Annotated in this window: 18 protein-coding genes; 10 read left to right on the forward strand and 8 right to left on the reverse strand. The window is 65.5% G+C overall.

What is annotated here, in order from left to right; all coding sequences use genetic code 11:
• Positions 1 to 89: 89 nt before the first annotated feature.
• Genes ACFQGD_RS06165 through ACFQGD_RS06175 form a run of 3 tightly spaced genes read right to left on the reverse strand, consistent with a single transcriptional unit; the run spans position 90 to position 4,481 of the window.
• Entirely contained in the window at positions 90 to 1,517 is a 1,428-nt protein-coding gene (locus tag ACFQGD_RS06165; RefSeq protein ID WP_345393072.1) for an amidase family protein, read from the reverse strand.
• A gap of 56 nt (positions 1,518 to 1,573) precedes the next feature.
• Entirely contained in the window at positions 1,574 to 3,175 is a 1,602-nt protein-coding gene (locus ACFQGD_RS06170) for an N-acyl-D-amino-acid deacylase family protein (protein WP_345393075.1), read from the reverse strand.
• A gap of 10 nt (positions 3,176 to 3,185) precedes the next feature.
• Positions 3,186 to 4,481, reverse strand: a complete 1,296-nt coding sequence (locus ACFQGD_RS06175; protein ID WP_345393078.1) for an alanine racemase — start codon at positions 4,479 to 4,481, stop codon at positions 3,186 to 3,188.
• Positions 4,482 to 4,638: 157 nt separating this feature from the next.
• Here ACFQGD_RS06175 and ACFQGD_RS06180 point away from each other — a divergent pair, with 157 nt between their 5' ends.
• Entirely contained in the window at positions 4,639 to 6,711 is a 2,073-nt protein-coding gene (locus ACFQGD_RS06180) for a family 20 glycosylhydrolase (RefSeq protein WP_345393081.1), read from the forward strand.
• A gap of 92 nt (positions 6,712 to 6,803) precedes the next feature.
• On the opposite strand, the gene ACFQGD_RS06185 is transcribed toward ACFQGD_RS06180, so the two are convergent.
• Together ACFQGD_RS06185 and ACFQGD_RS06190 are read right to left on the reverse strand one after the other, a co-directional pair.
• Positions 6,804 to 8,002, reverse strand: a protein-coding gene (locus tag ACFQGD_RS06185) for an IS3 family transposase (protein ID WP_345398863.1) whose coding sequence is annotated in 2 segments (ribosomal slippage) — positions 6,804 to 7,744 and positions 7,744 to 8,002 — 1,200 coding nt in all. Because the reading frame shifts where the segments join, the coding sequence is not laid out codon by codon here.
• Positions 8,003 to 8,105: 103 nt separating this feature from the next.
• Positions 8,106 to 9,295 (reverse strand): IS3 family transposase gene (locus ACFQGD_RS06190; RefSeq protein ID WP_390221019.1). Its coding sequence is split into 2 segments (ribosomal slippage): positions 8,106 to 9,043 and positions 9,043 to 9,295, totalling 1,191 coding nucleotides; the frame shifts between segments, so codons are not numbered across the junction.
• Between the two features lie 80 nt (positions 9,296 to 9,375).
• Here ACFQGD_RS06190 and ACFQGD_RS06195 point away from each other — a divergent pair.
• The 5 genes from ACFQGD_RS06195 to ACFQGD_RS06215 all read left to right on the forward strand — a co-directional run bounded on the left by ACFQGD_RS06195 (position 9,376) and on the right by ACFQGD_RS06215 (position 13,595).
• Positions 9,376 to 10,170: an SMP-30/gluconolactonase/LRE family protein gene (locus ACFQGD_RS06195; protein WP_390221020.1), complete on the forward strand. Its 795-nt coding sequence runs from the start codon at positions 9,376 to 9,378 to the stop codon at positions 10,168 to 10,170.
• Positions 10,167 to 10,616: an SDR family NAD(P)-dependent oxidoreductase gene (locus tag ACFQGD_RS06200; protein ID WP_390221021.1), complete on the forward strand. Its 450-nt coding sequence runs from the start codon at positions 10,167 to 10,169 to the stop codon at positions 10,614 to 10,616. The genes ACFQGD_RS06195 and ACFQGD_RS06200 overlap by 4 nt, the downstream gene beginning before the upstream one ends.
• A gap of 62 nt (positions 10,617 to 10,678) precedes the next feature.
• Positions 10,679 to 11,868 (forward strand): IS3 family transposase gene (locus tag ACFQGD_RS06205; protein ID WP_390221019.1). Its coding sequence is split into 2 segments (ribosomal slippage): positions 10,679 to 10,931 and positions 10,931 to 11,868, totalling 1,191 coding nucleotides; the frame shifts between segments, so codons are not numbered across the junction.
• Positions 11,869 to 11,968: 100 nt separating this feature from the next.
• Positions 11,969 to 12,343 carry an SDR family NAD(P)-dependent oxidoreductase gene (locus ACFQGD_RS06210; protein ID WP_390221022.1) on the forward strand — a complete coding sequence of 125 codons (375 nt, stop codon included), beginning with the start codon at positions 11,969 to 11,971 and terminating at the stop codon, positions 12,341 to 12,343.
• A 62-nt stretch (positions 12,344 to 12,405) separates the two neighbouring features.
• Positions 12,406 to 13,595, forward strand: a protein-coding gene (locus tag ACFQGD_RS06215) for an IS3 family transposase (RefSeq protein WP_390221019.1) whose coding sequence is annotated in 2 segments (ribosomal slippage) — positions 12,406 to 12,658 and positions 12,658 to 13,595 — 1,191 coding nt in all. Because the reading frame shifts where the segments join, the coding sequence is not laid out codon by codon here.
• 109 nt (positions 13,596 to 13,704) lie between these two features.
• On the opposite strand, the gene ACFQGD_RS06220 is transcribed toward ACFQGD_RS06215, so the two are convergent.
• On the reverse strand, positions 13,705 to 15,195 hold the full coding sequence (locus ACFQGD_RS06220; RefSeq protein WP_345399482.1) for a M81 family metallopeptidase: 1,491 nt from the start codon (positions 15,193 to 15,195) through the stop codon (positions 13,705 to 13,707).
• Positions 15,196 to 15,453: 258 nt separating this feature from the next.
• Here ACFQGD_RS06220 and ACFQGD_RS06225 point away from each other — a divergent pair, with 258 nt between their 5' ends.
• From ACFQGD_RS06225 to ACFQGD_RS06240, 4 genes are all read left to right on the forward strand, one after another.
• The gene (locus tag ACFQGD_RS06225; protein ID WP_345399485.1) at positions 15,454 to 17,433 is read left to right on the forward strand and encodes a PA domain-containing protein; all 1,980 of its coding nucleotides are present in this window, start codon (positions 15,454 to 15,456) and stop codon (positions 17,431 to 17,433) included.
• Positions 17,434 to 17,898: 465 nt separating this feature from the next.
• Positions 17,899 to 18,537, forward strand: coding sequence for a hypothetical protein (locus ACFQGD_RS06230; RefSeq protein WP_345399488.1), 639 nt, complete (start codon positions 17,899 to 17,901; stop codon positions 18,535 to 18,537).
• 406 nt (positions 18,538 to 18,943) lie between these two features.
• The gene (locus ACFQGD_RS06235; protein WP_345399491.1) at positions 18,944 to 19,534 is read left to right on the forward strand and encodes an ArsR family transcriptional regulator; all 591 of its coding nucleotides are present in this window, start codon (positions 18,944 to 18,946) and stop codon (positions 19,532 to 19,534) included.
• Entirely contained in the window at positions 19,531 to 19,998 is a 468-nt protein-coding gene (locus ACFQGD_RS06240; protein ID WP_345399494.1) for a hypothetical protein, read from the forward strand. The genes ACFQGD_RS06235 and ACFQGD_RS06240 overlap by 4 nt, the downstream gene beginning before the upstream one ends.
• 96 nt (positions 19,999 to 20,094) lie before the next feature.
• On the opposite strand, the gene ACFQGD_RS06245 is transcribed toward ACFQGD_RS06240, so the two are convergent.
• Together ACFQGD_RS06245 and gabT are read right to left on the reverse strand one after the other, a co-directional pair.
• The gene (locus tag ACFQGD_RS06245) at positions 20,095 to 21,522 is read right to left on the reverse strand and encodes an aldehyde dehydrogenase family protein (protein WP_345399497.1); all 1,428 of its coding nucleotides are present in this window, start codon (positions 21,520 to 21,522) and stop codon (positions 20,095 to 20,097) included.
• Entirely contained in the window at positions 21,519 to 22,844 is a 1,326-nt protein-coding gene (gene gabT / locus ACFQGD_RS06250; RefSeq protein WP_345399500.1) for a 4-aminobutyrate--2-oxoglutarate transaminase, read from the reverse strand. Before gabT ends, ACFQGD_RS06245 begins: the two co-directional genes overlap by 4 nt.
• Between the last annotated feature and the right edge of the window lie 60 nt (positions 22,845 to 22,904).

Genomic DNA, 22,904 nt, shown 5'->3' on the forward strand with positions numbered 1-22,904 from the left:
CGCTCTCGGCGGTTGACGTCCAGGGCCCCGGGCGTAGCGATTGCCGTACGGCTCGTCGAACTAGGCGCACGGCATCCGCGGGCATTGGATTATGGCGCGCTGAAGCCGCCGGTCTCTTGCTCGAGCGCTTCGGCGAGGTTGAGCAGGAAGTGCTCCTCGTGCCAACCGCCGATGAGCTGGACGCCGACGGGCAGCCCGGCGTCTGTCCTAGTGACCGGTGCCGCGATAGCCGGAAGGTGCAAGGCGGTTGCCAGCGAGATCCAGTCGAACAGGTGGTTGTAGGCGACGTCGGTGCCGTCGACGTCGATAGTGCGCTCCGGCAGCGGTCCCTTGTGCTGATGGGGGATGGCTGGCACCGCCGCGACCGGCGCGAGGATGGCGTCCCACTGGGTGAGCCATGCGGCGAACTGGTCTTTCAGCGCTTGCCTACTCGCCATCGCCCGTGCGACCTCGCGGTAGGAGGCGGTGGAGTGGGTGGCCATCGCTGTGATGCCATATGGGTCGAGCGTGCTCTCGCCGGAGGTGAGGTAGGCATCCCGAGCCTGCTCCAGCTTCGCGTAGACCGCCGGAGGCAAGCCACTGCCGATGATCGGATACATCAGCGCGAAGTAGTTCGCGATCAGTTCGTCGGCGGCGAAGGGAAGCGTCGCGGCCTCGACGGTCGCTCCCTGACGGCGGAGGTTGTCAGCAGCCCGTGCCACGACGTCACGCACGTCCCGCGACACGGGGAAGCCCGGCTCGTCCAGCCACAGCGCGATGCGCGCCCCGCGGACATCGCGCGGCTGCCGCGGTGCGTTGTCGCGCAGGACGTCGAAGAGCATCCTGAGGTCATCGGCGGTGCGTGCCATGGGACCACCGACACCGAGGTCGTGCTCGACGTGCCGTCCCGGCGGTGGCGGGATGTGCCCGCGCATCGACAGCACACCCCACGTTGGTTTGAGTGCGTAGACGCCGCACCAGTTGGCGGGATGCCGTAGTGAGCCGCCGATGTCGGAGCCCAGCTCGACTGGCGTAACACCGGAAGCGAGTGCGGCCGCCGCGCCGCCCGACGACCCGCCAGGTGTGCGCTCGACGTCGTGCGGATTGCGTGTCGTCCCGTAGACGGAGTTGTAGCTCTGCAGATCACCCAGCATGAGGGGGACGTTCGTCTTGCCCCAGATAACGGCACCCGCGTCGCGGAGCCGCGCCACGAGGTCCGCGTCGCCGCATCGCTTCGGCCGGTCGGCGAAGGCCGGGTTACCCGCGACCGCTGGCAGACCGTCGACGTCGTAGCCGTCCTTGATGGTCATGGGGATCCCTGCGAGCGGGCCGAGCCGCTCCCCGCGTGACCTCGCGTCGTCTATGGCCGCGGCGTCCGCGATCGCACGGTCCAGATCCGTCGCGATGACGGCGTTCAGCGGATCGTGGACCTGCTCGTGTCGGCGCACATGCGCGTCGAGCAATTCCCGTGCGGATATCTCCCGCGCGGCGAGCTGGTCGGATAACTCGCGCGCGGTCTGGAACGTCACGTCGGCCATACTTACTCCCCGGTCGCCTCGAACGTGATCGACTCTGGTCGTCGATGACGACCACGTCAAGGGCGGCTGGCGCGTCGGAGAACGTGGCCGGCGCGGTGGCCGGTCGGGGTTCCGCTGGCGATGGTGTGTTCGCCGTTGACCCAGACGTCGCGCACGCCGCTGGCCAGCTGGCAGGGGTCGGTCCAGGTGGCGGTGTCGCGTACGGCGGTGGCGTCGAGCACGGCGATATCGGCGCGTGCGCCTTCGGTCAGCACGCCGCGGTCGGTGATGCCGATGCGTTGTGCTGGTGCGAGTGTCGACTTGTGGACCGCGTCGGCGAGAGTGAGCCGCCCCTCGTCGGCCACGTAGCGGTGCAGGAGACGGGCGTGGGAGCCGAAGCTGCGGGGGTGTGGCCTGCCGGGGGCGGTGACCGGCATGGCGGTGCCGTCGCTGCCGACGATGGCGAGTGGATGTGCGAGGAACGCCGCGACGTCGGCCTCGGCGCGGTAGAACAGCACGACTTGTGCCCGGTTGCCGTATCGCATGGCGAGGCGCAGGCACAGCTCTTCCGGTGTCATGCCGTACCGCTCGGCGCCGTGGGCGATGCTGCGGCCTTCGAGTGCCTCGTCGTCCGGCCCGGCGAGGGAGACGACGACGCGCTCCCAGTCCCACGGGATCGTGCCGTACAGGCCCTTCGCCAGGTCGTCGCGTGCCCTGGCGAAGCCTGTCCGGTCCGCGAGCTGGCGCCGGATCCCGTCCTCGCCGCCGGCTTGTACCCACGCGGGCAGGTACTGGGTGAGTGAGGAGGCGGAGGCGTCGTAGGGATAGACATCGTACCGGACGTCGATGCCCGCGTCGGCGGCGTGCTGGAAGTGCGCGACGACGTCGTCGGCGCGGCCCCACATGCGCGGGTCGTTGAGCGCGAGATGGGAGTACTGCACCCGGACGCCGGTGGCTTTGCCGACCCCGATGGCCTCGTCGAAGGAGTCGAATGGGTCCGGTGTGGCCCGTGCGTGCGTCGCATAGAGCGCGTCGTGGTCCCGTACGACTCGCGCCAGTGCGTTGATCTCATCGGGCCCAGCGAACTGGGAGGGCACGTAGCTCAACCCGGTGGACAGCCCGAAGGCGCCCTGGTCGAGGCACTCACGCAGGAGTCGTTCCATCGTGCGCAGGATGTCGCCGTCGACGGTGACATCGTCGGTGCCGGTCGCGGCGATCCGCAGCGCGCCGTGTCCGGCGAGGGGAGCCACGTTCATGACGGGCCGGTAGGCGTCGACGACGTCGGCGTAGCCCGCGAAATCGGACCACGGGATGTTCGTCCGTGGCACGCCGATGCCGCGGAGGAAGCCGATCAGCGCCTCTCGCCGATGCGGGTGCGCGGGAAACGGTGAGAAGCCGCAGTTGCCGACGACCTCGGTGGTCACGCCCTGCATGACCTTGCTCGGGGCGGAAGGATGGTGAACGAAGCTGAGATCGGAGTGGGTATGGATGTCGACGAACCCCGGCGTGACCGTCAGCCCGATGCAGTCGATCTCGTCGCTCGGGTGCGCGGGCACCACACCAGGTGGTGTTACCCGACTGATGCGATCACCCCGGATGGCGACATCACCAATACGCGGCGCCGCCCCGGTGCCGTCGACGATCGTCCCACCCCGCAACCAGGTCTCCGTGCCCGTCATCGTGCCCGCTTCAAAACCAGGTCCTGGCGACGTCGATGAGTGTCCGGTCGTCGTCGACGATCGGGATGAGGCGCCATTTGTCGAAGGTGGTGCAGGGGTGCGAGATCCCGAAGCCGACGAGGTCGCCGACCTGGACCGCCCGGTACGGATCGCCGTTGACCGAGGCTGAACCGAGTCGCAAGTAGGCGTGTTGGTCGTTGAGCCGCGTCACCGTGCACGATGGCGCCGCTTCCACCCGGCTCGACCCGCGACGCAGCACGGAATGCGGAACGGGCAAGCCCGCGTCGGTACCCGTGTCGCGTTTGCCGAAGTCGACGATCGCCAACTCGGGCTCTGGGCGGGACAGCACTCGCGCCCACAGCTCCAGCGCCGGTTCCAGCGGTAGCGGCGCGGCTCGCGTCGCCATGGTGCGACGAACGTTCGCGTAGCCCCCTGAGTCGTGCGTGGCGTAGCACCCGCTCCGCACGACGACCCTGATCCGGCGTCCCGCGCGCCACTCCGTGTCGAGCTCGTCGCGAACCACCTCGACGAACGAGCTCCCGCCCGCGGTGACGACGAACTCCGCGCCGTCCGTCGCCCACCGCTGGTAGATCTGGTCAGCGACGGTACGCAGCCCTCGCAGATACGTCGTGACCTCGTCGACGTCGCCGTCCGCGCCGAGGATGCCCTCGAAACCCGCGACCCCCGCGAGGCGGAGATGAGGCGAGTTCGCGACAAGGGCCGCCACGTTCAGCGCCTCGTCCGCCGTGCGGGCACCGGTGCGCCCGCCGGTGATGCCGTACTCGATCAGGACGGGTAGCTGCCTGCGTTGGCCTCGCGCGCTGAGCGCCGACTCCAGTGCGACGACGGACGCCGCCGAGTCGACGTAGCACAACGCCGTGAACCGCTCGTCCCCGTCGAGTTCCGCGCCCAGCCACCCGATGCCAACGGGATCGACGACCTCGTTGGCGATCAAGACACGCTCGACGCCCATGTCACGCACCGCGGCCGCCTGAGTGCAGGTGGCCACCGTCGCGGCCCACGCCCCGTGCTCGAACTGCCGCGCGATGATCTCGGGTGACATCGTCGTTTTCACGTGTGGCGCGATGGATATTCCGGCCGTCGCGCAAAATTCCCGCATCGCGCGAAGGTTTCGGTGTAGCGCGGATTCGGAAAGGAGCAATACCGGGCTCGTGAACCCGTTGCCGATAAGGCCGAGTTTCCCGCGAAGTTCGCCGATCGACCGTCCGGCCGCATCGGGTGGAAATCCCTTGCTATGCGGCGCTACCTCCAGATCAGAAGCAACAGTGGAGCGCGGAGCGGTCATATACGGCACCAAGAAACGCGGTTTGAAATCAGCGGGATAATACTCGGTGTTTTCGATATTACGAGGGCGGTTATGTTGCGTCAACGAACGTGATTTCCCATCGCCTTTTTGAATGTAAGGAAAAGGGCCGAAACTGAGCGCGTGGGAGCATTCTTAGATGCGGGAGTACCGTCGTCCGGTCGACGCTGGCGGCAGTAAGGAGTCGGAGGCCGTGACGATGGCTGAACTCGATGCCCTACCGCTGATCCCGCGACCTCGCCACGTTGCCCGGCATCCGGGGGAGGCTGCTGTCGGATGGTTGGCCATCGAGGCGCTCCCCGACGGGTTGTCGACGTACCGGGACGAGATCTTCGCTCTTGCCAAGGTCGTCGCGGGGACGCCCGATCTGCCCGTGCTGCCGGTTACCTTCGACCGGTTCGACGGGAGGCCGGAGGAGTACACCCTGTGCATCCAGCGTGATGAGGTGCGGATTCGCGCGACGGACGCGCTGGCCGCACTGCATGCGATGCGCACGCTCGTCGACGTCTGGGACAGCGCCGATGGTCCGGCGTTGCCGCTCGCCGACATCGAAGATGGACCCTCGTTCGCCACGCGCGGCGTGTTCGTCGAGTCGTACGCCGGCGTCGACCACATGGACCTTGCCGAGTGGCGCCGCCACATCGACCGGCTGGCGCAGCTGAAACTCAACACGCTCGGCGTGTCCATCTACGGTTGCTGGGACATCCACCACGGTCAGCGCAGCGAGTGGCTGTTCACGCCGCTGGACGAGTTCCCCGAACTGCGGTCACCCCGACGCATGGTCACGTGGGATCCGGCGACCGAGCGCGAGATCGAGTACCACTACCTGCCACGGATGTTCGAGCACGACTTCTTCGGCGACATCGTGTGCTACGCGCGTGAGCGAGGGATCGACGTCCTGCCACAACTCGGCGGTCCGGGACATTCGACGTTGATACCCCGGTGCCTGCCGGAACTGTCCGCTGTAGACGAAGATGGAAACCCCACAGGATACGGCTACTGCGTGTCTCGCACGACCGCGCGTGACACGCTCACTCGGCTGATCAGGGCGTTGGCGCGGCAGCACCTCACGCCGAACGGTGTGCGCCGGTTGCATGTGGCGGGCGACGAGTACTACCCGATCCGCAATGTCGACCCGGACGACCGCACACGCGTCGTCAGTCCCTACTGCCGCTGCACCGGATGCGGGCAACTATCACCGGGACAGCTGCTGATGGAATACCTGGTGCTGGTCGGGCAAGTGCTCGCGGAAAACGACATCACGATGGTGCACTGGCACGACACGCTCGTCCGCGAAGGCGTGCTGGACGACTACCTTGACCGCCTCGACGCCGCGGGCGTGCCGGAGCCGGTGATCGCCTGGTGGAAGTACAACGACCCCGTGCCGACGCCCCGTACCGATCGCGCCGAGTCATGGAGCTGCCCGACGACGGGACTGGCGCCGTTTCTGTTCCAGCTCGACTTCGGAACCAACATCGAAACCGTGCTCCGGCGCGGCCAGGCGGCAGGTACGTCCGGCGCGTTCGCCTACTCGATCAGCGATCCCTCGGACCACGCGAATGTCGCGTTTCTCGCGGACTTCGCCTGGAACTGCGACCCCTCGGAGGGAGCGGCGTCGTTCCGGCGACGGTGGGCGCGGCTCATCTGCCCCGACGACCCGGACACCGCTGGGTACGTGTTGTCGATGGCGAGCACCATCACGGCCTGCTATCCGCTGATGATGTACCTCCTCAACCACGTGCATCCCTTATTCGCCACGACGAGCCCTGACGACGTCCCCTACCCCGACGGCGTGCTGAGCGCGTTCGCCGCGCCGCAGCCCGCGTTGGGGGATGTGGTGCGGCAGGTGATCGAGACACTGCGGGACGCGCTCGCGACCATGCCGAACGGTCGCGACGTGCGGCACTGGCCCAACCCGGTCACCGCATGGCGGAACGAGACCACGCGGATGGCGGACACCCTGGACCTGTTCCTCGCCGTGCTCGACGCGGCTCGCCAATCCGAGCCGCCGACCGAACACGAGACGGCCCAGCTCGCATCCCGGGCCACCGCGCTGCTCCACCTGGCCGCGAACAGCAAGGCACCCTACGTCGCCCCCGTCGCCCTGCGCGAACACTGGGGACTCATCCGCGACATCGAGCCCGTCATCAAGCGGCTCCGCGACACGGACGGACTGCGTCCCGCGGAGTCCTGGTACGCGTGGCTGCTCTGACGGCGCCAGGTTTAGAGTGGTGTCCAGCCGCCGTCGACGCAGATGGTTTGTGGGCTGCCCCGTGTTTTCCGGACTGGTGAGTTTGTGTCCTTTTATGCCGCGAACTGCTGATTCAGGTATTCGTTGCGGACTTCGTGCGGAGTTTTGTATCCCAGTGCTGAATGGATTCGTCGCCGATTGTAGTGAAGTTCGATATAGCGGGCAATATCAGTCGAAGCCCTTTTTCGTGTGGGATACACCATATGATGAACGCGCTCGTTTTTGAGGCTGGCGAAGAACGACTCGGCGAGCGCGTTATCCCAACAAATCCCGGTGCGACCGAGGGAATGTCGCAAATCGAGTTCATCCAGTTTCGCGCGATATTCGGCCGATGTATATTGGGTGCCGCGATCGCTGTGCATAATACAGCCCGACTCAAGCGTGTGATTTCGTGCGGCCATGTCGAGGGCGTCGGTGACCAATTCGGTGCGCATGTGATCGGCCATCGCGTAGCCGATGACCTCGTTGTTGAAACAATCAATCACGGTCGCCAAATACAGCCAGCCCTGCCAGGTGGAAATGAACGTGATGTCGCCGACCAGCTTGGCCCCGGGCCGGTTGGCGGTGAAGTTCCGCTCGACCAGATCTGGCACGCCGTCGGGCTGTTCAGCGCTGCGGACGGTGGTGGTGCGGTACGGCTTCAGCTGCACCGTGACCAGGCCCATCTCGCGCATGAGTTGGCGGACCGTCTCGTCATCGACCCGCTCACCAGCACGGACGAGCTCGGCATGGATCCGCCGGTAACCGTAGGTGCCGCCGAAGAGGTCAAACAGTGTCTCAATCTTGGTCTTGAGCAGTTCGCGGCGCCGCTCGGTCGCCGACGGCGGCCGGCGAAACCACTCGTAGTAGCCCGATTTCGACACATCCAGCCACGCCAGCATCTGCGTCAGGGTGGGAGCGTCCGCCACATTATGGCCCTTGTTGTGCGCGTACTCGGCGGCGATGAACTCGTACTTCTCGCTCACCGCTGCTCCCTCGCAAAGTACGCTGCCGCTTTTTTCAAAAAGGACAGTTCCATCTCCTGCTCGCGCACCCGGCGACGCAGTTCGGCGAGTTCGGCACGCTCAGACAATTCCAGCGGCGGCTCGTCCCCGGCGTGATCCTCGCGGTATTTCTTCACCCAATTAGCTAGGGTCGTTTCCCCGAGACCGTACTCGCGAGCGACCTCAGCGATCGGACGCTGCCCTTCCACAACCAGCTTCGCCGCCTGCTCACGAAATTCAGGCGTGTACTTCTGATACTTCCTTGCCACGAACCAACATCCCTTCCAGAACGGACCCTATGCGGTCCACAGTCCGGGAAATAACGGGCATGAGCGGCCTCGATCTTTCCGGACAGCTGTTTAGTGGGTCAATTCATGCCGCTTGCTGCCGGTTCAGGTACTCGTTGTAGACCTCATTTGGGGCCTTATAGTCGAGTCCCGAATGGAGACGTCGACTATTATATCTAAGTTCGATATAGGCAGCAATATCTGTCCTGGCCCTCTTTCGGGTGGAGTAGATCACTCGGTGAACCCGCTCGTTCTTCAGGGCACCAAAAAACGATTCGGCCATCGAATTGTCATAGCATATTCCCGTGCGTCCGACCGATTGCCTGATGCCCAATGATCGGAGCGTGCTGGCAAACTGGGCGGAAGTGTAATTGCTGCCACGGTCGGAGTGGAATATCGCCCCGCGTGCGATAGGATAGTTGCGTACGGCCATGCGAATCGCCTTCTCGATGAGAGGCGTCTGGTAATTATCGTCCATCGCCCACCCGATAACGCCCTTCGTATGACAGTCGATGACCGTCGCGAGATAAACCCAGCCCTCCCACGTAGGGATATAGGTAATATCGCCAACCATCTTCTCGCCGGGCGCGGATGCGGCGAAGTCGCGGCCAACGAGGTCGGGCAGCAAGCTGGCAGACGGCTCAGTCAGGCCGAGTCGCCACGGACGGGGCTGGCAAGGCTCGAGCCCCAGCTCACGCATGATGCTGCGGATCAGCTCAGGGGTGCACCGCTCACCCTGGCGCTGCAGCTGGGCGTGGACGCGCCGGTGACCGTAGGTCTCATCCGAATCGTCGAAAACCTTCGTGATCAACGGAGCCAGGTAGGCGCGACGCTGCGCCGTCGCGCACTTGGGCCGACAACGCCATTCATAGAATCCCGACTTCGACACACCCAACCATTCGCACATTTTGGTCACTGTGTACTTTTTCTCGCCAGTATCGGTCACTGCGCCCTTCTCCACCTCGATGAACTCGTACCTCTCGTTCACCGATACTCGCTCGCGAAGAAGGCTGCGGCTTTTCCCAGGAACTCCTTCTCCATCCGTAGCTCACGGACTTCCTTCTCCAGCTCACGCAGCCGCGCGCGCTCCGACACGGTCAATGGTGGCTCGTCCGCAGCATGAGCCTTCCGGTAGTCGTTCACCCAGTTACGAAGCGTTTGCTCGTTCAGCCCGTTCTCCCGCGCGACCGACGCCACCGGGCGGCCCGTCTCGACCACCATTTTCGCCGCCTCCTCCTTGAACTCAGGAGTAAACGACCGACGATTCTTTGACACTGGCTTCCTCTCTTCCGAACAAAAACCCTAGTGGGTTCGCTGTCCGGAAGATCAACAGCCCCTCAGCACCCCAGCCGCCGTTGTGGGTTGCGGGTGTGGGGTTGCGGTGGCTGGATGTGGCGGGGTGCCGGTTGTTCACGCTGGTGTTGGATGGCACCGAGACCAGTGTGGCGTTGTCGGGGGCGGTCACGGCGATCGAGCCGGGACCGGGCGCGGTTTTAGCGGCGGTGACCCGGTCTGGGTTCGGCACGCTTGATCCGGCGACCGGTCGGGTTGAGGAGCTGGTCCGGACCGTGCACGACGAGACCATCACGATGAATGACGGTGCGGTCGATGCCGGTGGTGCGTTGTGGGCTGGTTCGGCGGTGCGGGACGCCAGCGGCCGTGGGGCGTTGTTTCGGTTCGACGGCACCGAGGTCACCACGCAGCTGACGGGGCTGGGGATGTCCAACGGTCTGGACTGGTCCCCGTCGGGGGAGGTGTTGTATCACGTCGACACCGGCGCCGGGACGCTGACCGCGTGGGACTGCGACGTCTCCTCTGGTGGGCTCGGCGCGGGCAGGGTGGTGTGTTCGCTGCCCGCCGCCGACGGGTTGCCCGACGGGCTCACGGTCGACGCCGATGGTGACATTTGGCTCGCGATCTGGGGGCGTGGCGAGGTCTGGCGGATCGACCCCGGCACCGGGGAGACGACCGGGATCGTGCGGGTGCCGACCCGGTATCCGACCAGCTGCGTGTTCGGCGGTGACGACCTGTCGACGCTGTACATCACCAGTGCCGCCCACGACAACGCACCCGGCGGCGGCCTGGTGTATGCCGTTGACGTCCCCGCGCGAGGCCGCCTACCGCACCGCTTCACCGGAGACCCGCGATGAACGGCCGAGACACGACGCGCGGACCGAGCACGGCGAACGGGCAGGACGCGGTGCGCGGGCGGTGGCCTGCTGGTGTGGCGCTGGTGACCGGCGCGTCGCGCGGGATCGGTGCCGCCACCGCGCGCAGGCTCGCCGCCGATGGCATGGCGGTCGCGATCAACAGCTACCCGGACGAGGCCATGCTCTCGGCCGCCAAGCATGTCGCCGCCGAGATCGAGCACGCCGGTGGCCACGCGGCCGTGTATCCCGCCGATATCAGCGACGCGAGCGCGGTCGACGAGTTGTTCACCCGCTGCGAGCACGACCTGGGGCGTGTCACCGCGCTGGTGCTCAACGCCGCCGCGACCGCACGCGAGCCGTGGACCGACATCACCGAAGCGACCTGGGACCACATCACCAACGTCAACCTCAAAGGCGCCTTCCTCTGTACCCGCAGGGCCTTCTGAGGGGCTGTTGATCTTCCGGACAGCGAACCCACTAGGGTTTTTGTTCGGAAGAGAGGAAGCCAGTGTCAAAGAATCGTCGGTCGTTTACTCCTGAGTTCAAGGAGGAGGCGGCGAAAATGGTGGTCGAGACGGGCCGCCCGGTGGCGTCGGTCGCGCGGGAGAACGGGCTGAACGAGCAAACGCTTCGTAACTGGGTGAACGACTACCGGAAGGCTCATGCTGCGGACGAGCCACCATTGACCGTGTCGGAGCGCGCGCGGCTGCGTGAGCTGGAGAAGGAAGTCCGTGAGCTACGGATGGAGAAGGAGTTCCTGGGAAAAGCCGCAGCCTTCTTCGCGAGCGAGTATCGGTGAACGAGAGGTACGAGTTCATCGAGGTGGAGAAGGGCGCAGTGACCGATACTGGCGAGAAAAAGTACACAGTGACCAAAATGTGCGAATGGTTGGGTGTGTCGAAGTCGGGATTCTATGAATGGCGTTGTCGGCCCAAGTGCGCGACGGCGCAGCGTCGCGCCTACCTGGCTCCGTTGATCACGAAGGTTTTCGACGATTCGGATGAGACCTACGGTCACCGGCGCGTCCACGCCCAGCTGCAGCGCCAGGGTGAGCGGTGCACCCCTGAGCTGATCCGCAGCATCATGCGTGAGCTGGGGCTCGAGCCTTGCCAGCCCCGTCCGTGGCGACTCGGCCTGACTGAGCCGTCTGCCAGCTTGCTGCCCGACCTCGTTGGCCGCGACTTCGCCGCATCCGCGCCCGGCGAGAAGATGGTTGGCGATATTACCTATATCCCTACGTGGGAGGGCTGGGTTTATCTCGCGACGGTCATCGACTGTCATACGAAGGGCGTTATCGGGTGGGCGATGGACGATAATTACCAGACGCCTCTCATCGAGAAGGCGATTCGCATGGCCGTACGCAACTATCCTATCGCACGCGGGGCGATATTCCACTCCGACCGTGGCAGCAATTACACTTCCGCCCAGTTTGCCAGCACGCTCCGATCATTGGGCATCAGGCAATCGGTCGGACGCACGGGAATATGCTATGACAATTCGATGGCCGAATCGTTTTTTGGTGCCCTGAAGAACGAGCGGGTTCACCGAGTGATCTACTCCACCCGAAAGAGGGCCAGGACAGATATTGCTGCCTATATCGAACTTAGATATAATAGTCGACGTCTCCATTCGGGACTCGACTATAAGGCCCCAAATGAGGTCTACAACGAGTACCTGAACCGGCAGCAAGCGGCATGAATTGACCCACTAAACAGCTGTCCGGAAAGATCGAGGCCGCTCATTCGGCACCACCACGACGACCGGTGACGCGTCCCGCGGCTCGACGTCCAACACCCCGATGTCCGGTGGCAGCGCGGGTGGCAGCGCACACGGCACGGCCGGTGGCACGTCCGGTGGCATCGTCACCATCAGCAGCGTCCTCGCCCGGCTCGGCGCGCCCAACGCGCTGCACTACGCCACCACCAAAGCAGGTCTGCTCGGCTTCACCCGATCCCTGGCCCAGGAACTCGGCGACCGAGGGATCCGCGTGAACTGCGTACTGCCCGGCGCCATCCAAACCGAGGAAGAACTCGAAGCGTTCCCGGACCAAGACGCCGTACAAGCCACCGTCTTCGACAAACAAATCCTGCGACGCCGCGGCCAGGCCAACGACATCGCCAACGTCGTCAGCTTCCTCCTCAGCCCCGACAGCGCCTTCATCACCGGACAATGAGGGGCTGTTGATCTTCCGGACAGCGAACCCACTAGGGTTTTTGTTCGGAAGAGAGGAAGCCAGTGTCAAAGAATCGTCGGTCGTTTACTCCTGAGTTCAAGGAGGAGGCGGCGAAAATGGTGGTCGAGACGGGCCGCCCGGTGGCGTCGGTCGCGCGGGAGAACGGGCTGAACGAGCAAACGCTTCGTAACTGGGTGAACGACTACCGGAAGGCTCATGCTGCGGACGAGCCACCATTGACCGTGTCGGAGCGCGCGCGGCTGCGTGAGCTGGAGAAGGAAGTCCGTGAGCTACGGATGGAGAAGGAGTTCCTGGGAAAAGCCGCAGCCTTCTTCGCGAGCGAGTATCGGTGAACGAGAGGTACGAGTTCATCGAGGTGGAGAAGGGCGCAGTGACCGATACTGGCGAGAAAAAGTACACAGTGACCAAAATGTGCGAATGGTTGGGTGTGTCGAAGTCGGGATTCTATGAATGGCGTTGTCGGCCCAAGTGCGCGACGGCGCAGCGTCGCGCCTACCTGGCTCCGTTGATCACGAAGGTTTTCGACGATTCGGATGAGACCTACGGTCACCGGCGCGTCCACGCCCAGCTGCAGCGCCAGGGTGAGCGGTGCACCCCTGAGCTGATCCGCAGCATCATGCGTGAGCTGGGGCTCGAGCCTTGCCAGCCCCGTCCGTGGCGACTCGGCCTGACTGAGCCGTCTGCCAGCTTGCTGCCCGACCTCGTTGGCCGCGACTTCGCCGCATCCGCGCCCGGCGAGAAGATGGTTGGCGATATTACCTATATCCCTACGTGGGAGGGCTGGGTTTATCTCGCGACGGTCATCGACTGTCATACGAAGGGCGTTATCGGGTGGGCGATGGACGATAATTACCAGACGCCTCTCATCGAGAAGGCGATTCGCATGGCCGTACGCAACTATCCTATCGCACGCGGGGCGATATTCCACTCCGACCGTGGCAGCAATTACACTTCCGCCCAGTTTGCCAGCACGCTCCGATCATTGGGCATCAGGCAATCGGTCGGACGCACGGGAATATGCTATGACAATTCGATGGCCGAATCGTTTTTTGGTGCCCTGAAGAACGAGCGGGTTCACCGAGTGATCTACTCCACCCGAAAGAGGGCCAGGACAGATATTGCTGCCTATATCGAACTTAGATATAATAGTCGACGTCTCCATTCGGGACTCGACTATAAGGCCCCAAATGAGGTCTACAACGAGTACCTGAACCGGCAGCAAGCGGCATGAATTGACCCACTAAACAGCTGTCCGGAAAGATCGAGGCCGCTCAACTCACCCAACTCAGCCACCGACCCACTCACCACCGACGCCGACAGCCCAAGCACGGACGTCTCGCTCATCGGTTTCCACCCCCGAACTCGGCGTCCTCGAACGGATAGAGCGGTGTTCTGCGGTGCTGGTAGTCGAACCGTTCGATGCCCATGGCGGTGATGCCTTCGGTGTCCACGGTGAGCATCCGTCTGGCGATGCGGCCGTAGGCGGCTCGGGGCGAGTTGACGCCCTTGGCGACGACGACGTGGTAGTCGGTGGGCTCGATGCCGAGGCTGCGGTGCTGCTGCAGGCTGGAGCACAGGACCTGCTTGGACGTCAGCACGAGGGTGTGGCCGTCCGTGGTGTCCAGCACCACCGTGCGGCCCATGTCGAAGAACCGGAAACCGCCATGTGTCGGTGTCCCGTCCTCGTAACGGCCGTCCGAGATGAGCCGGACGGTGCCTTCGACCCTGACTGGGTGCCCTGGTGAGTGCGGCTGCCGCGCGCCAACGGTGGTGCGCACCGTCGCTCCGGTGCCTGCCGCCATGCAGGTCGTCACGGCCTCGGGATCGCACAGTGCCTGGAGGAAGGAGCCGATGCCCCTGTGTTGCGCCGCGGCGAGCAGCACGGTGGAGTCACCGGGTGCGCCGCCGCCGATGTTGTCACCGACGTCCAGGAGCACGACGGGGCCGACAGGGGCGCGACCAGCGATGTCGAGGGCTTCGTCGGGGGTGAGGCCGCGGGCTTGCAGGTCGGTACGCACCGCCCAGATGGCGTCGGCCAGTTCGGTGGCGGCCTGTCTCGCCGCGACGTCGTCGCCGTCGTGGATCGCCATGGCGGACATGCCCATGTGGGGCACGTCGGCATAGGGAAATCCCTGGATGAGGCTGGCGTCGAGCATGCCGGGACGGTTCGCGATCGCGGACGCCGTGGCCATGAGGCCCGCCATTGGCTCTTCTGAGGTGTCCTGGCGGGTGATGTTGACGACGAGCGGCAGCGGCACGAGGGCGGGTCGTGGTCGGATCTCGCCGCGCGCGGCGCTGATCACGAGATCGGCGCATTTCCGCGCCCGCTCGTGAGCGTCGACGTGCGGGTTGGTCTGGTAGACGGTCGCGACGTCGAGGGCGTCGATCAGCCGGGTCGACAGGTTGGCGTGCAAGTCGAACGTGGCGCCGATGACGACGTCCCGTCCAAGACGCTGGCGCACCCGCGCGGCGATCTCGCCATCGGCGTCGGGAGTGTGCTCTGCGACGGCCGCGCCGTGCAGCGCCAACAGCACGGCGTCCCATGGTCCGTACTTGTCGAGGTCGTCGAGCATCTCACCGAGGAGGTCCTCGAAGACGTCGGCGACGATCGGGCCGATCGGGTTGATGTAGGCGAACAGCAACGGCACGACCTCGACGTCGGGAGTGGTACCGGCCGCGAGGAACCCGCCCATGGTGGTGCTCGCGTCGCCGTGTTCCAGCACGATCTCCTCGCCGTGCAGCACGCCGCCATGCGCATACAGATCGCGATCAGCCTTGATCGGGGAGAAGGTGTTGGCCTCGTGGAACAGGCCGAGGGTCGCGATCCGCATAGACGAAGCCTTCTGTCACTACCGACTGTGCCCCCAGCAATAAAACAGATGTTTCAGCTATTTGTGGCTTGTGTCAAACAAGGGGCAGGCAACACACGGCTGGTCGCGATGCCCGCTTCCTGTCGCGGCGCGGTTCGCATCCGAAAGTCGCTCGCTTTAGTCCAAATGGCGGTGTTGGTCGTCACAGTGACCGGATCAACTTATGGGCCGCCGGGTGAACAGACCCCGGTGGCCTATCGACAAGAGGAGAGCGAGGGCATGAAAGCTAGTTCCGCGAAGCGATGGTGGCTACCACCCGTAGCCGCACTCGTCGTCGCGCTACCGCTGGCAATCCCGGCTTCGGCGCACGACGACAGCATCCAGGGTGATGGCGGCGCGTTGTACGGTGCCGCCGACGTCTACACGCGACACAATCTGTCAGGGCACGAGACCGCCGAGCCCGCCGAGTCGGGTCCGGATGCCCGCGCCGTCGGCTTCGAGCACATCTCGACGTACACCTTCGACGAGGACGGCGACGGCGAGGTCGACACCGGGATCGGCTCGGTCACCGACGTGTGGGAACACAACGGTTACGCCTACGTCGGTACCTTCTATGAGCCGGACTGCTCCCGGTTCGGAACTCGCATCGTCGACGTCAACGACCCGGCGAACCCGCGGTATGTCGGCAATCTCGAGTCCATGCCCAACACAAGGGTCAACGACGTCAAGGTGACGTCGATGGACAGCAAGCACTTCAGCGGCGACATTCTGGCCGCGACGCAGGAACCGTGCTTCGAGACACGCGGTGACGGCGGCAGCAAGGAGAACAAGGGTGGTGTCGTCCTCTACGACGTCTCCGACCCGGCCAAGCCCGAGCTGTTGAAGAAGGCCTACATCAAGGGTCGTTCCGGCACCGATGGCAACTTCGGCGTACACAACACGTACTTCTGGGAGTCCGACGGCCGCACCTACCTTGGCCTTGTCGACGACGACAACGTCCGTGACTTCCACATCCTGGATGTCACCAAGCCGACCAACCCGGTCGAGGTGGCGGCGGTCGGCTGGCCGGACTGGCTGGACCAGACGTCCGACCCGCAAGGCGCCAGCGGGCTCGGCTCGTTCGCGGCGACGTTCATCCATGACATCTGGGTGGAGGAGCACGACGGCAAGACCATCGGCTATCTGTCCTACTGGGACGCCGGCCTGATCCTGCTCGACCTCACGGACCCGGCGAACCCGGTGTTCCTGGGCGACAGCGACTACGACACCACCGGCCCCGAGGGCGCTGCGACCGGCGAGGAAGGCAACAGCCACGTCGCCGTGCCCGCACCCGCCGAGGACGGCCGTTACGTGCTGATGGGCGACGAGGACTTCTCGCCGTACCGCTCGGTCGCGACCTACGACCCGGCGTCCGGTGACCCGGTTGAGGTGCAGGCGGCCGAGGGTGCGTTCACCACTCCGCTGTCGGACTTCGACCCGAACCCGCTGCCCGAGGAGATGGTCAGCGCTGGCGGCGAGCTGTGCTCGCGGAACGGCGTCGACATGACCGGCAAGGTCGCTCTGATTTCGCGGGGTAGCTGCACGTTCCAGCTCAAGGCCGAGAACGCCAAGGCGCAGGGCGCCATCGGCATGGTCGTTTACAACAACGCTGGCGACTCGCTGGTGCTGATGGGCGGTACCGGGATCGATGACTTCTTCGGCTTCTTCGTCGGTAACAGCGATGGCGTCGCCATGGAGAACGCGGTCGCCTCGGGTGCTACGACGTTCAACGTCGAGAACCTGTTCGACGGCTGGGGCTACTTGCGAGTCATCGACACCCGTGATGGCGACGGGGACGGCAAGTTCACCGAGGTCAGCTCGTTCGCCACGCCTCGGGTGTTCGAGGAGCCGCCGCTGCCGGGTGACTACACGATGCACAACATCGTGATGGGCCCGCAGGGCACTGAGTTCGCCGACACCGCGTTCATCTCGTGGTACTCCGACGGGATGATCGCGCTCGACGCGTCCGATCCGACCAACCTGGACTGGACCGGCCAGTGGATCGGCTGCTACGGCCAGTCCGACTGCACGCCGACGTTGGACAGCAACGGCAACGCCCAGGCCGCCGCGACCAACTTCTGGGGCGTGTACCCGACCGTCATCGACGGCGAGGTCTACGTCCTCGGCAGCGACCGCAACAACGGTCTGGTCGTGCTCAAGCCCAGTCTCGGCGGCGACGCCGGTGAGGGCCTCACACCCGGTGCTGGTGCCACGCCGTAACGGTCAGCCGGAGTATTCGGCCGGGACAACTTCATAACCGCGGGCCGGGAGCGCATGGCGTTCCCGGCCCGCCGTCGTGTCGTGGGCGTCGGCGAGCGCGGTGAGATCAGCGCGTTCGCGGCGCTTGCTTTCGCGGCCCGGTCGAGAACTTCCGTCGACACAACGTGATCGGTGTCGAACTTTCGCTGAACATACCTGTAAAGACAGGCGCTCTCCGACACGAAGTTGCCCACTGAGATGACAGTGCGTGTCCGCCCGGTGCTCAAGAGCCGTGCGTGAATACGAAGAACGGAGGCGACCGTGCAAGCGACCAGCACGAAGACCGATAGCGAGCGAACGGAGCCCGGACGGTCCTCGGCGCATCCGTATTGGTGGTGCCATCAGTACGGCCATCCGGCGTGGTGCGAGGTGGGGCACCGGGGCGATGACGTTGATCGCGACTGCCGGTCCGGTTGGTGCCGATCGGTGCTGCTCACTCTCCCCGACGCCGCGCGCAGCAGAAACGCGAACACCGACGAGCTCAATTACCATCCCGTCAAGCTCGTCATCTCCCTACGTCACCGTTTCCGCGAATGCGGGCCACGCGTCGTCGTGGCTCCTGAGCCCGTCTGGAGCGGTACCCGCTACGACTTCACCCGCGACGAGGCCTACCAACTCGGTACGGCGGCGCTCGAGGCCGTCATGGTGATCGACGGGCAGCCCATCCCGTGCGCTGACAGCGATCAGACCCACCTTCCCTACTGGTGGCACCCCGACCGCGACCATCCCCACTGGTGCCGGAAACCACATGAAGACGGCGACTACAGCAGTGATCGTGACTGCTTGTCGCTGCATGGGTTCGAGAAGACGATCTACCCTTCGCTGGCTGAAGCCGCCCGCAGCGAACAATCCGACGGCGCGGTCCGGATCAACACCGTCACGGAGCTGGAGATCTCTTTGCGCCAGCGTTACCGCGAATACGCGCCACGGGTGGTGATCGCGCCCGAATACCTCACGGAGGGCGGTCCATACGAGCTCACTCGCGACGAAGCCGAACAACTCGGCCGTGCGCTGAGGGAAGCCGTCCTCGTCGTCGACAACCAACCCGCCCGGCAGGACCGATGAACGCCGCACCACGACCGGCCGGTCACCACAGCCGATCCGGTCGCGACGGTGACGACATCGTCGTTGTTCGGCAATGGACGGGGCGGGAAGCCGACGCACTCCGGTGCGCGGTGCGGATGAGCGTACGTGGTTTCGCTGACTATTTGGGGATATCCGCGCGTGCGGTATCCCGTTGGGCGCAGCTCGGCGCCGAGACGGTGCCCCGCCCCGATATGCAGGCGATCCTGGACACCGCACTCGTCAACGCCGACCTAGCCACGCGACGACGGTTCGCCGCCCTCACAGAGCGGCCGTATCACGGGAGGCCGTACAGGTTCAGCAACCGATAGAGCATGCCATTCCTCATGTGCAATATTTACATGATATCATGTAGTTATTGCATATGTCTTCTTGTGAAGGAGGCGGAATGAAGACGGGGCCGCCTGCGCTGTTTCCGCTGTTTCGGTCCGAGTTACAGGCGCGGATTCTGGCTCGGGTCGCATTGGGCGGTGGGGAGGAGTCCGTCGCCGAGCTGGCTTCCGCGATCGCTGAGGATCCGGGAAACACTGCACGCGAGCTCGCTCGTCTCGAGCGAGCTGGCATCGTATCCAGCCGCCGTGTCGGCAGAAACAAGCTGGTTCGGGTCAACAAGACCGCGCCGTTCTATGAACCGTTACGTGACTTGATCACAGTAGTCCTTGGTCCGGCAACGGTCCTCGCCGAGTATTTGTCGGCTTGCGATGGAATCGTCTTGGCCGACATCTTCGGGTCGTGGGCGGCGCGCTACCGAGGGGAGCCTGGTAGAGACCCGGCGGATATCGACTTGCTCGTAGTGGGCAATCCTGACAGGGATGATCTCTACGATGCGACGCAAGAAGCCTCGCGCCGACTCAACCGTCCGGTTAACCCGGTCGTCATCTCCGAGTCGCGCTGGGATGCCGCCGAGGAGGGATTCATCATGGAGCTCCGGTCGCGCCCGCGCGTCCCTGTCATCCCCGCGGGCAGGGATGGTTCGTGAGCTGGGAACGAAGGCACGCTGAGATCGTAGGCATGATCGAACGTGGGGAGCTTACCCGCGTTGTTGCCGACCTGGACCTGGCCAGACGCCTTGTCACATCGGCACAGCGGCATCTCGAAAGCGCAGCCGCCCTTCGCTTGGACGACCCGGAGATGGGATACGCCGCGCTCTACGACGCGATCCGCAAATCATTGACCGCGTTGCTGCAAGCGCAGGGGCTACGGCCGACAACCGCGGGCGGCCACCTAGCCGTTCAACATGCCGTTAAGGCGCAGTTCGGTGCGTCGATGGGCAAGCTGTTGCGCCCGGTCGACCGGATCCGCGCCACCCGACATGCCGTGGAGTACCTCGACGAGGAAGTGCACATCGACGCTGAATCGGTCGACGCCGACCTGAGCAAGGCACGAGCCATCGTCGACGCGTCTCTCAAGGCGGTCGGTCACATGACGGTCTTCGTGCCCTAGCGGTGGATGTGGCTATGGCAAGGTGCCTGGCTGGCTTATGCCAGGTTTCTGCGCGCCGCGACTCCGGCGAAGCCAGCCAGCACACCCGCCACCTCGTTACAGCTGGAGTCCGGTGAGGACGGTGACGCGTTCCTCGGTGAAGTCGGCCATCGCCGCGGCCGGTCCCTCGCGGCCTACGCCGGAGTCCTTCACGCCGCCGTAGGGCATCTGGTCGGCCCGGAAGCTCGGGACGTCGCCGACGACGACACCCCCGACGTCGAGGGTCGCCGACGCCTGGAACGCCGTTGGCAGGTCGCGAGTGAACACGCCGGTCTGCAGCCCGAACCGCGAGTCGTTGACCAGTCGGAAGGCGTCATCGACGGAGTCCACCGGGTTCACGCACACCACAGGGCCGAACACCTCGTCCGCCATCACCGACGCATCTTCCGGCACGTCGGTCAGCACGGTTGGCTCCACCGTCGCACCATCGCGCCTGCCACCAAGACGGCGTTGGGCACCCGCCGCGATGGCCTCGTCCACCCAGGACTCAACGCGTTCGGCGGCTGCGACGTCGATCAGCGGCCCGACCTGGGTGTGCGGCGAGCGGGGATCGCCGGTACCGAGGGTGCCAACCTGCTGGACAACCCGCTCGGCGAGGTCATCGAAGACGTCGGCGTGCGCGTAAACGCGCTGCACCGCGATGCACGACTGCCCGGCCTGGTACATCGCGAACGTCGCGATCCGCTTAGCGGCGAAGTCCAGATCAGACCAATCAGGACATACAACCGTGGCCGCGTTTCCACCCAGTTCCAGCGCGACGTGCTTGCGAGGCACCGCGTCCCTGATGCGCCAGCCCACCGGCACGGAGCCGGTGAACGACACGATCGGCAGCCGGGGGTCGGTGACCAACTCGGCCGCGACGTCGTTGCCGACCGGCAGTACCGACCAGCTACCGGCGGGCAGGTCCGTCTCGGCGAGCAGCTCGCCGAGTGCCAGCGCGGTCAGCGGCGTCGCTGGCGCGGGCTTGAGCACGATCGGCGCACCCACGGCCAATGCGGGCGCGACCTTGTGCGCCACCAAGTTGAGCGGGAAGTTGAATGGAGTGATGCCGAGAACGGGACCGCGTGGCACCCGCCGCACCAGCGCGATCCGCCCGGTCGCACCGGGATCGGTGTCGAGACGCTGCAACTCGCCCGAGAACCGGCGGGCCTCCTCGGCGGCCCAGCGGAACGTCGACACCGCGCGGCCGACCTCGGCTCGCGCCCAGGTGATCGGCTTGGCTGACTCAGCGGTGATCAGCCGCGCGAACTCCTCGGCGCGCTCGGCCAGTGTGCGTGAGATGTGGTCCAGAGCGGCTGCCCTGGTGTGCGCGGGTAGCGCCGCGGTCTCGGCACGGGCGTCATGCGCGGCTTGCAGCGCCGTCTCGACGTCCGATGCGGAAGGTACGGAGTGGACACCCGCTTCGCTGCCGTCGTAGGAGTGGTACACCGTGGCGGTTTCGACACTGGTCACCGGCTTGCCCGCGATCCAGAATGGGGTGCTCATCTGCTCGCTTCCTCTCGAATTGACGTCTCCAGTACGGACAGGCCCTCGTCCAGCAGGTCGGCGGGCATGGTCAGCGGCGGCAGCAGCCGCACCACGTTGCCGTACGTGCCGCAGGTCAACACCACGACACCGGCCGCGTGACATGCCGCGGCGACTCGCTTGGTGAGATCTGGGTCGGGCTCGGGAGTGCCGGGTCGCACGAACTCCACCGCGAGCATCGCGCCGCGCCCCCGGACGTCGCCGATGACGCCGGTCTGTTGGGCCACCGCCCGCAGTCGAGGCAGCACCGTGTCACCGATCGATTTCGCGGCGTCGGCGAGGTTCTCCGTGCGCATGGTCTCGATCGCACCGAGCGCGGCCGCGCACGCGATCGGATTGCCGCCGTAGGTGCCGCCGAGGCCGCCCGGCGGGACGGCGTCCATCAGCTCGGCGCGTCCGGTGACGGCCGCCAGCGGTAGCCCGCCCGCGATGCCCTTCGCGGTGGCGATCATGTCCGGCACGACGTCTTCGTGCTCGCTGGCGAACCATGCGCCGGTGCGGCAGAAGCCGGTCTGCACCTCGTCTGCGACGAACACCGCGCCGTTGGCCTCGCACCAGCGCGACAGCGCGGGTAGAAAGCCCGGCGCGGGCTCGATGAATCCGCCCTCACCCTGGATCGGCTCGATCACGATGGCGGCGACCGAACCAGGTCCTAGCTGCTTCTCGATCCGGTCGATCGCGGCGGCGGCAGCGTCCTCGCCGGTCAGGCCGTCGTGGCACGGGTAGGACCCCGGCACCCGGTACACCTCTGGCGCGAATGGGCCGAAGCCGTGCTTGTACGGCACGGACTTCGCGGTCAGCGCCATCGTGAGGTTCGTGCGGCCGTGGTAGGCGTGGTCGAACACCACGACGGCCTGCCGTCCTGTCGCGACGCGGGCGATCTTGACGGCGTTCTCCACCGCTTCTGCGCCGGAGTTGAACAGCACCGAGCGCTTCTCGTGGTCGCCTGGGGTGAGCTGGTTCAGCGTCTCGCACACCTCGACGTAGCCCTCGTAGGGCGTGATCATGAAGCACGTGTGGGTGAACCGCTCGGCCTGCTCGCGCACTCGGTCGACGACGGCGGGCGCGGCGTGGCCGACGTTGGTCACCGCGATGCCGGAGCCCAGGTCGATGAGGGTGTTGCCGTCGGCGTCGGTGAGCAGTCCACCGCTCGCGGACGTCACGTACGCCGGCAGCACCGAGCCAACCCCGGCGGCCACCGCGCTGGTGCGCCGCAGGTGCAGCGCGCGCGACTCGGGGCCGGGGACCTCGGTACGGAGCCGGGAGGAAGTCGTAGCCGTCATGCGCTCCAGCGTGCGCTACGACGACTGGCTCGTCAGGGGGACAAACTGTCGATGTTGACG

It is taken from the genome of Haloechinothrix salitolerans (assembly GCF_042662605.1).
Lineage (GTDB): Bacteria > Actinomycetota > Actinomycetes > Mycobacteriales > Pseudonocardiaceae > Haloechinothrix_A > Haloechinothrix_A salitolerans.

Coding starts and splice junctions, on each gene's coding strand:
- ACFQGD_RS06165 (WP_345393072.1), bottom strand. CDS start 1,517: ATGGCCGACGTGACGTTCCAGACCGCGCGCGAGTTATCCGACCAGCTC.
- ACFQGD_RS06170 (WP_345393075.1), bottom strand. CDS start 3,175: ATGACGGGCACGGAGACCTGGTTGCGGGGTGGGACGATCGTCGACGGC.
- ACFQGD_RS06175 (WP_345393078.1), bottom strand. CDS start 4,481: ATGACCGCTCCGCGCTCCACTGTTGCTTCTGATCTGGAGGTAGCGCCG.
- ACFQGD_RS06180 (WP_345393081.1), top strand. CDS start 4,639: ATGCGGGAGTACCGTCGTCCGGTCGACGCTGGCGGCAGTAAGGAGTCG.
- ACFQGD_RS06200 (WP_390221021.1), top strand. CDS start 10,167: ATGAACGGCCGAGACACGACGCGCGGACCGAGCACGGCGAACGGGCAG.
- ACFQGD_RS06210 (WP_390221022.1), top strand. CDS start 11,969: ATGTCCGGTGGCAGCGCGGGTGGCAGCGCACACGGCACGGCCGGTGGC.
- ACFQGD_RS06220 (WP_345399482.1), bottom strand. CDS start 15,195: ATGCGGATCGCGACCCTCGGCCTGTTCCACGAGGCCAACACCTTCTCC.
- ACFQGD_RS06225 (WP_345399485.1), top strand. CDS start 15,454: ATGAAAGCTAGTTCCGCGAAGCGATGGTGGCTACCACCCGTAGCCGCA.
- ACFQGD_RS06235 (WP_345399491.1), top strand. CDS start 18,944: ATGAAGACGGGGCCGCCTGCGCTGTTTCCGCTGTTTCGGTCCGAGTTA.
- ACFQGD_RS06245 (WP_345399497.1), bottom strand. CDS start 21,522: ATGAGCACCCCATTCTGGATCGCGGGCAAGCCGGTGACCAGTGTCGAA.
- gabT (WP_345399500.1), bottom strand. CDS start 22,844: ATGACGGCTACGACTTCCTCCCGGCTCCGTACCGAGGTCCCCGGCCCC.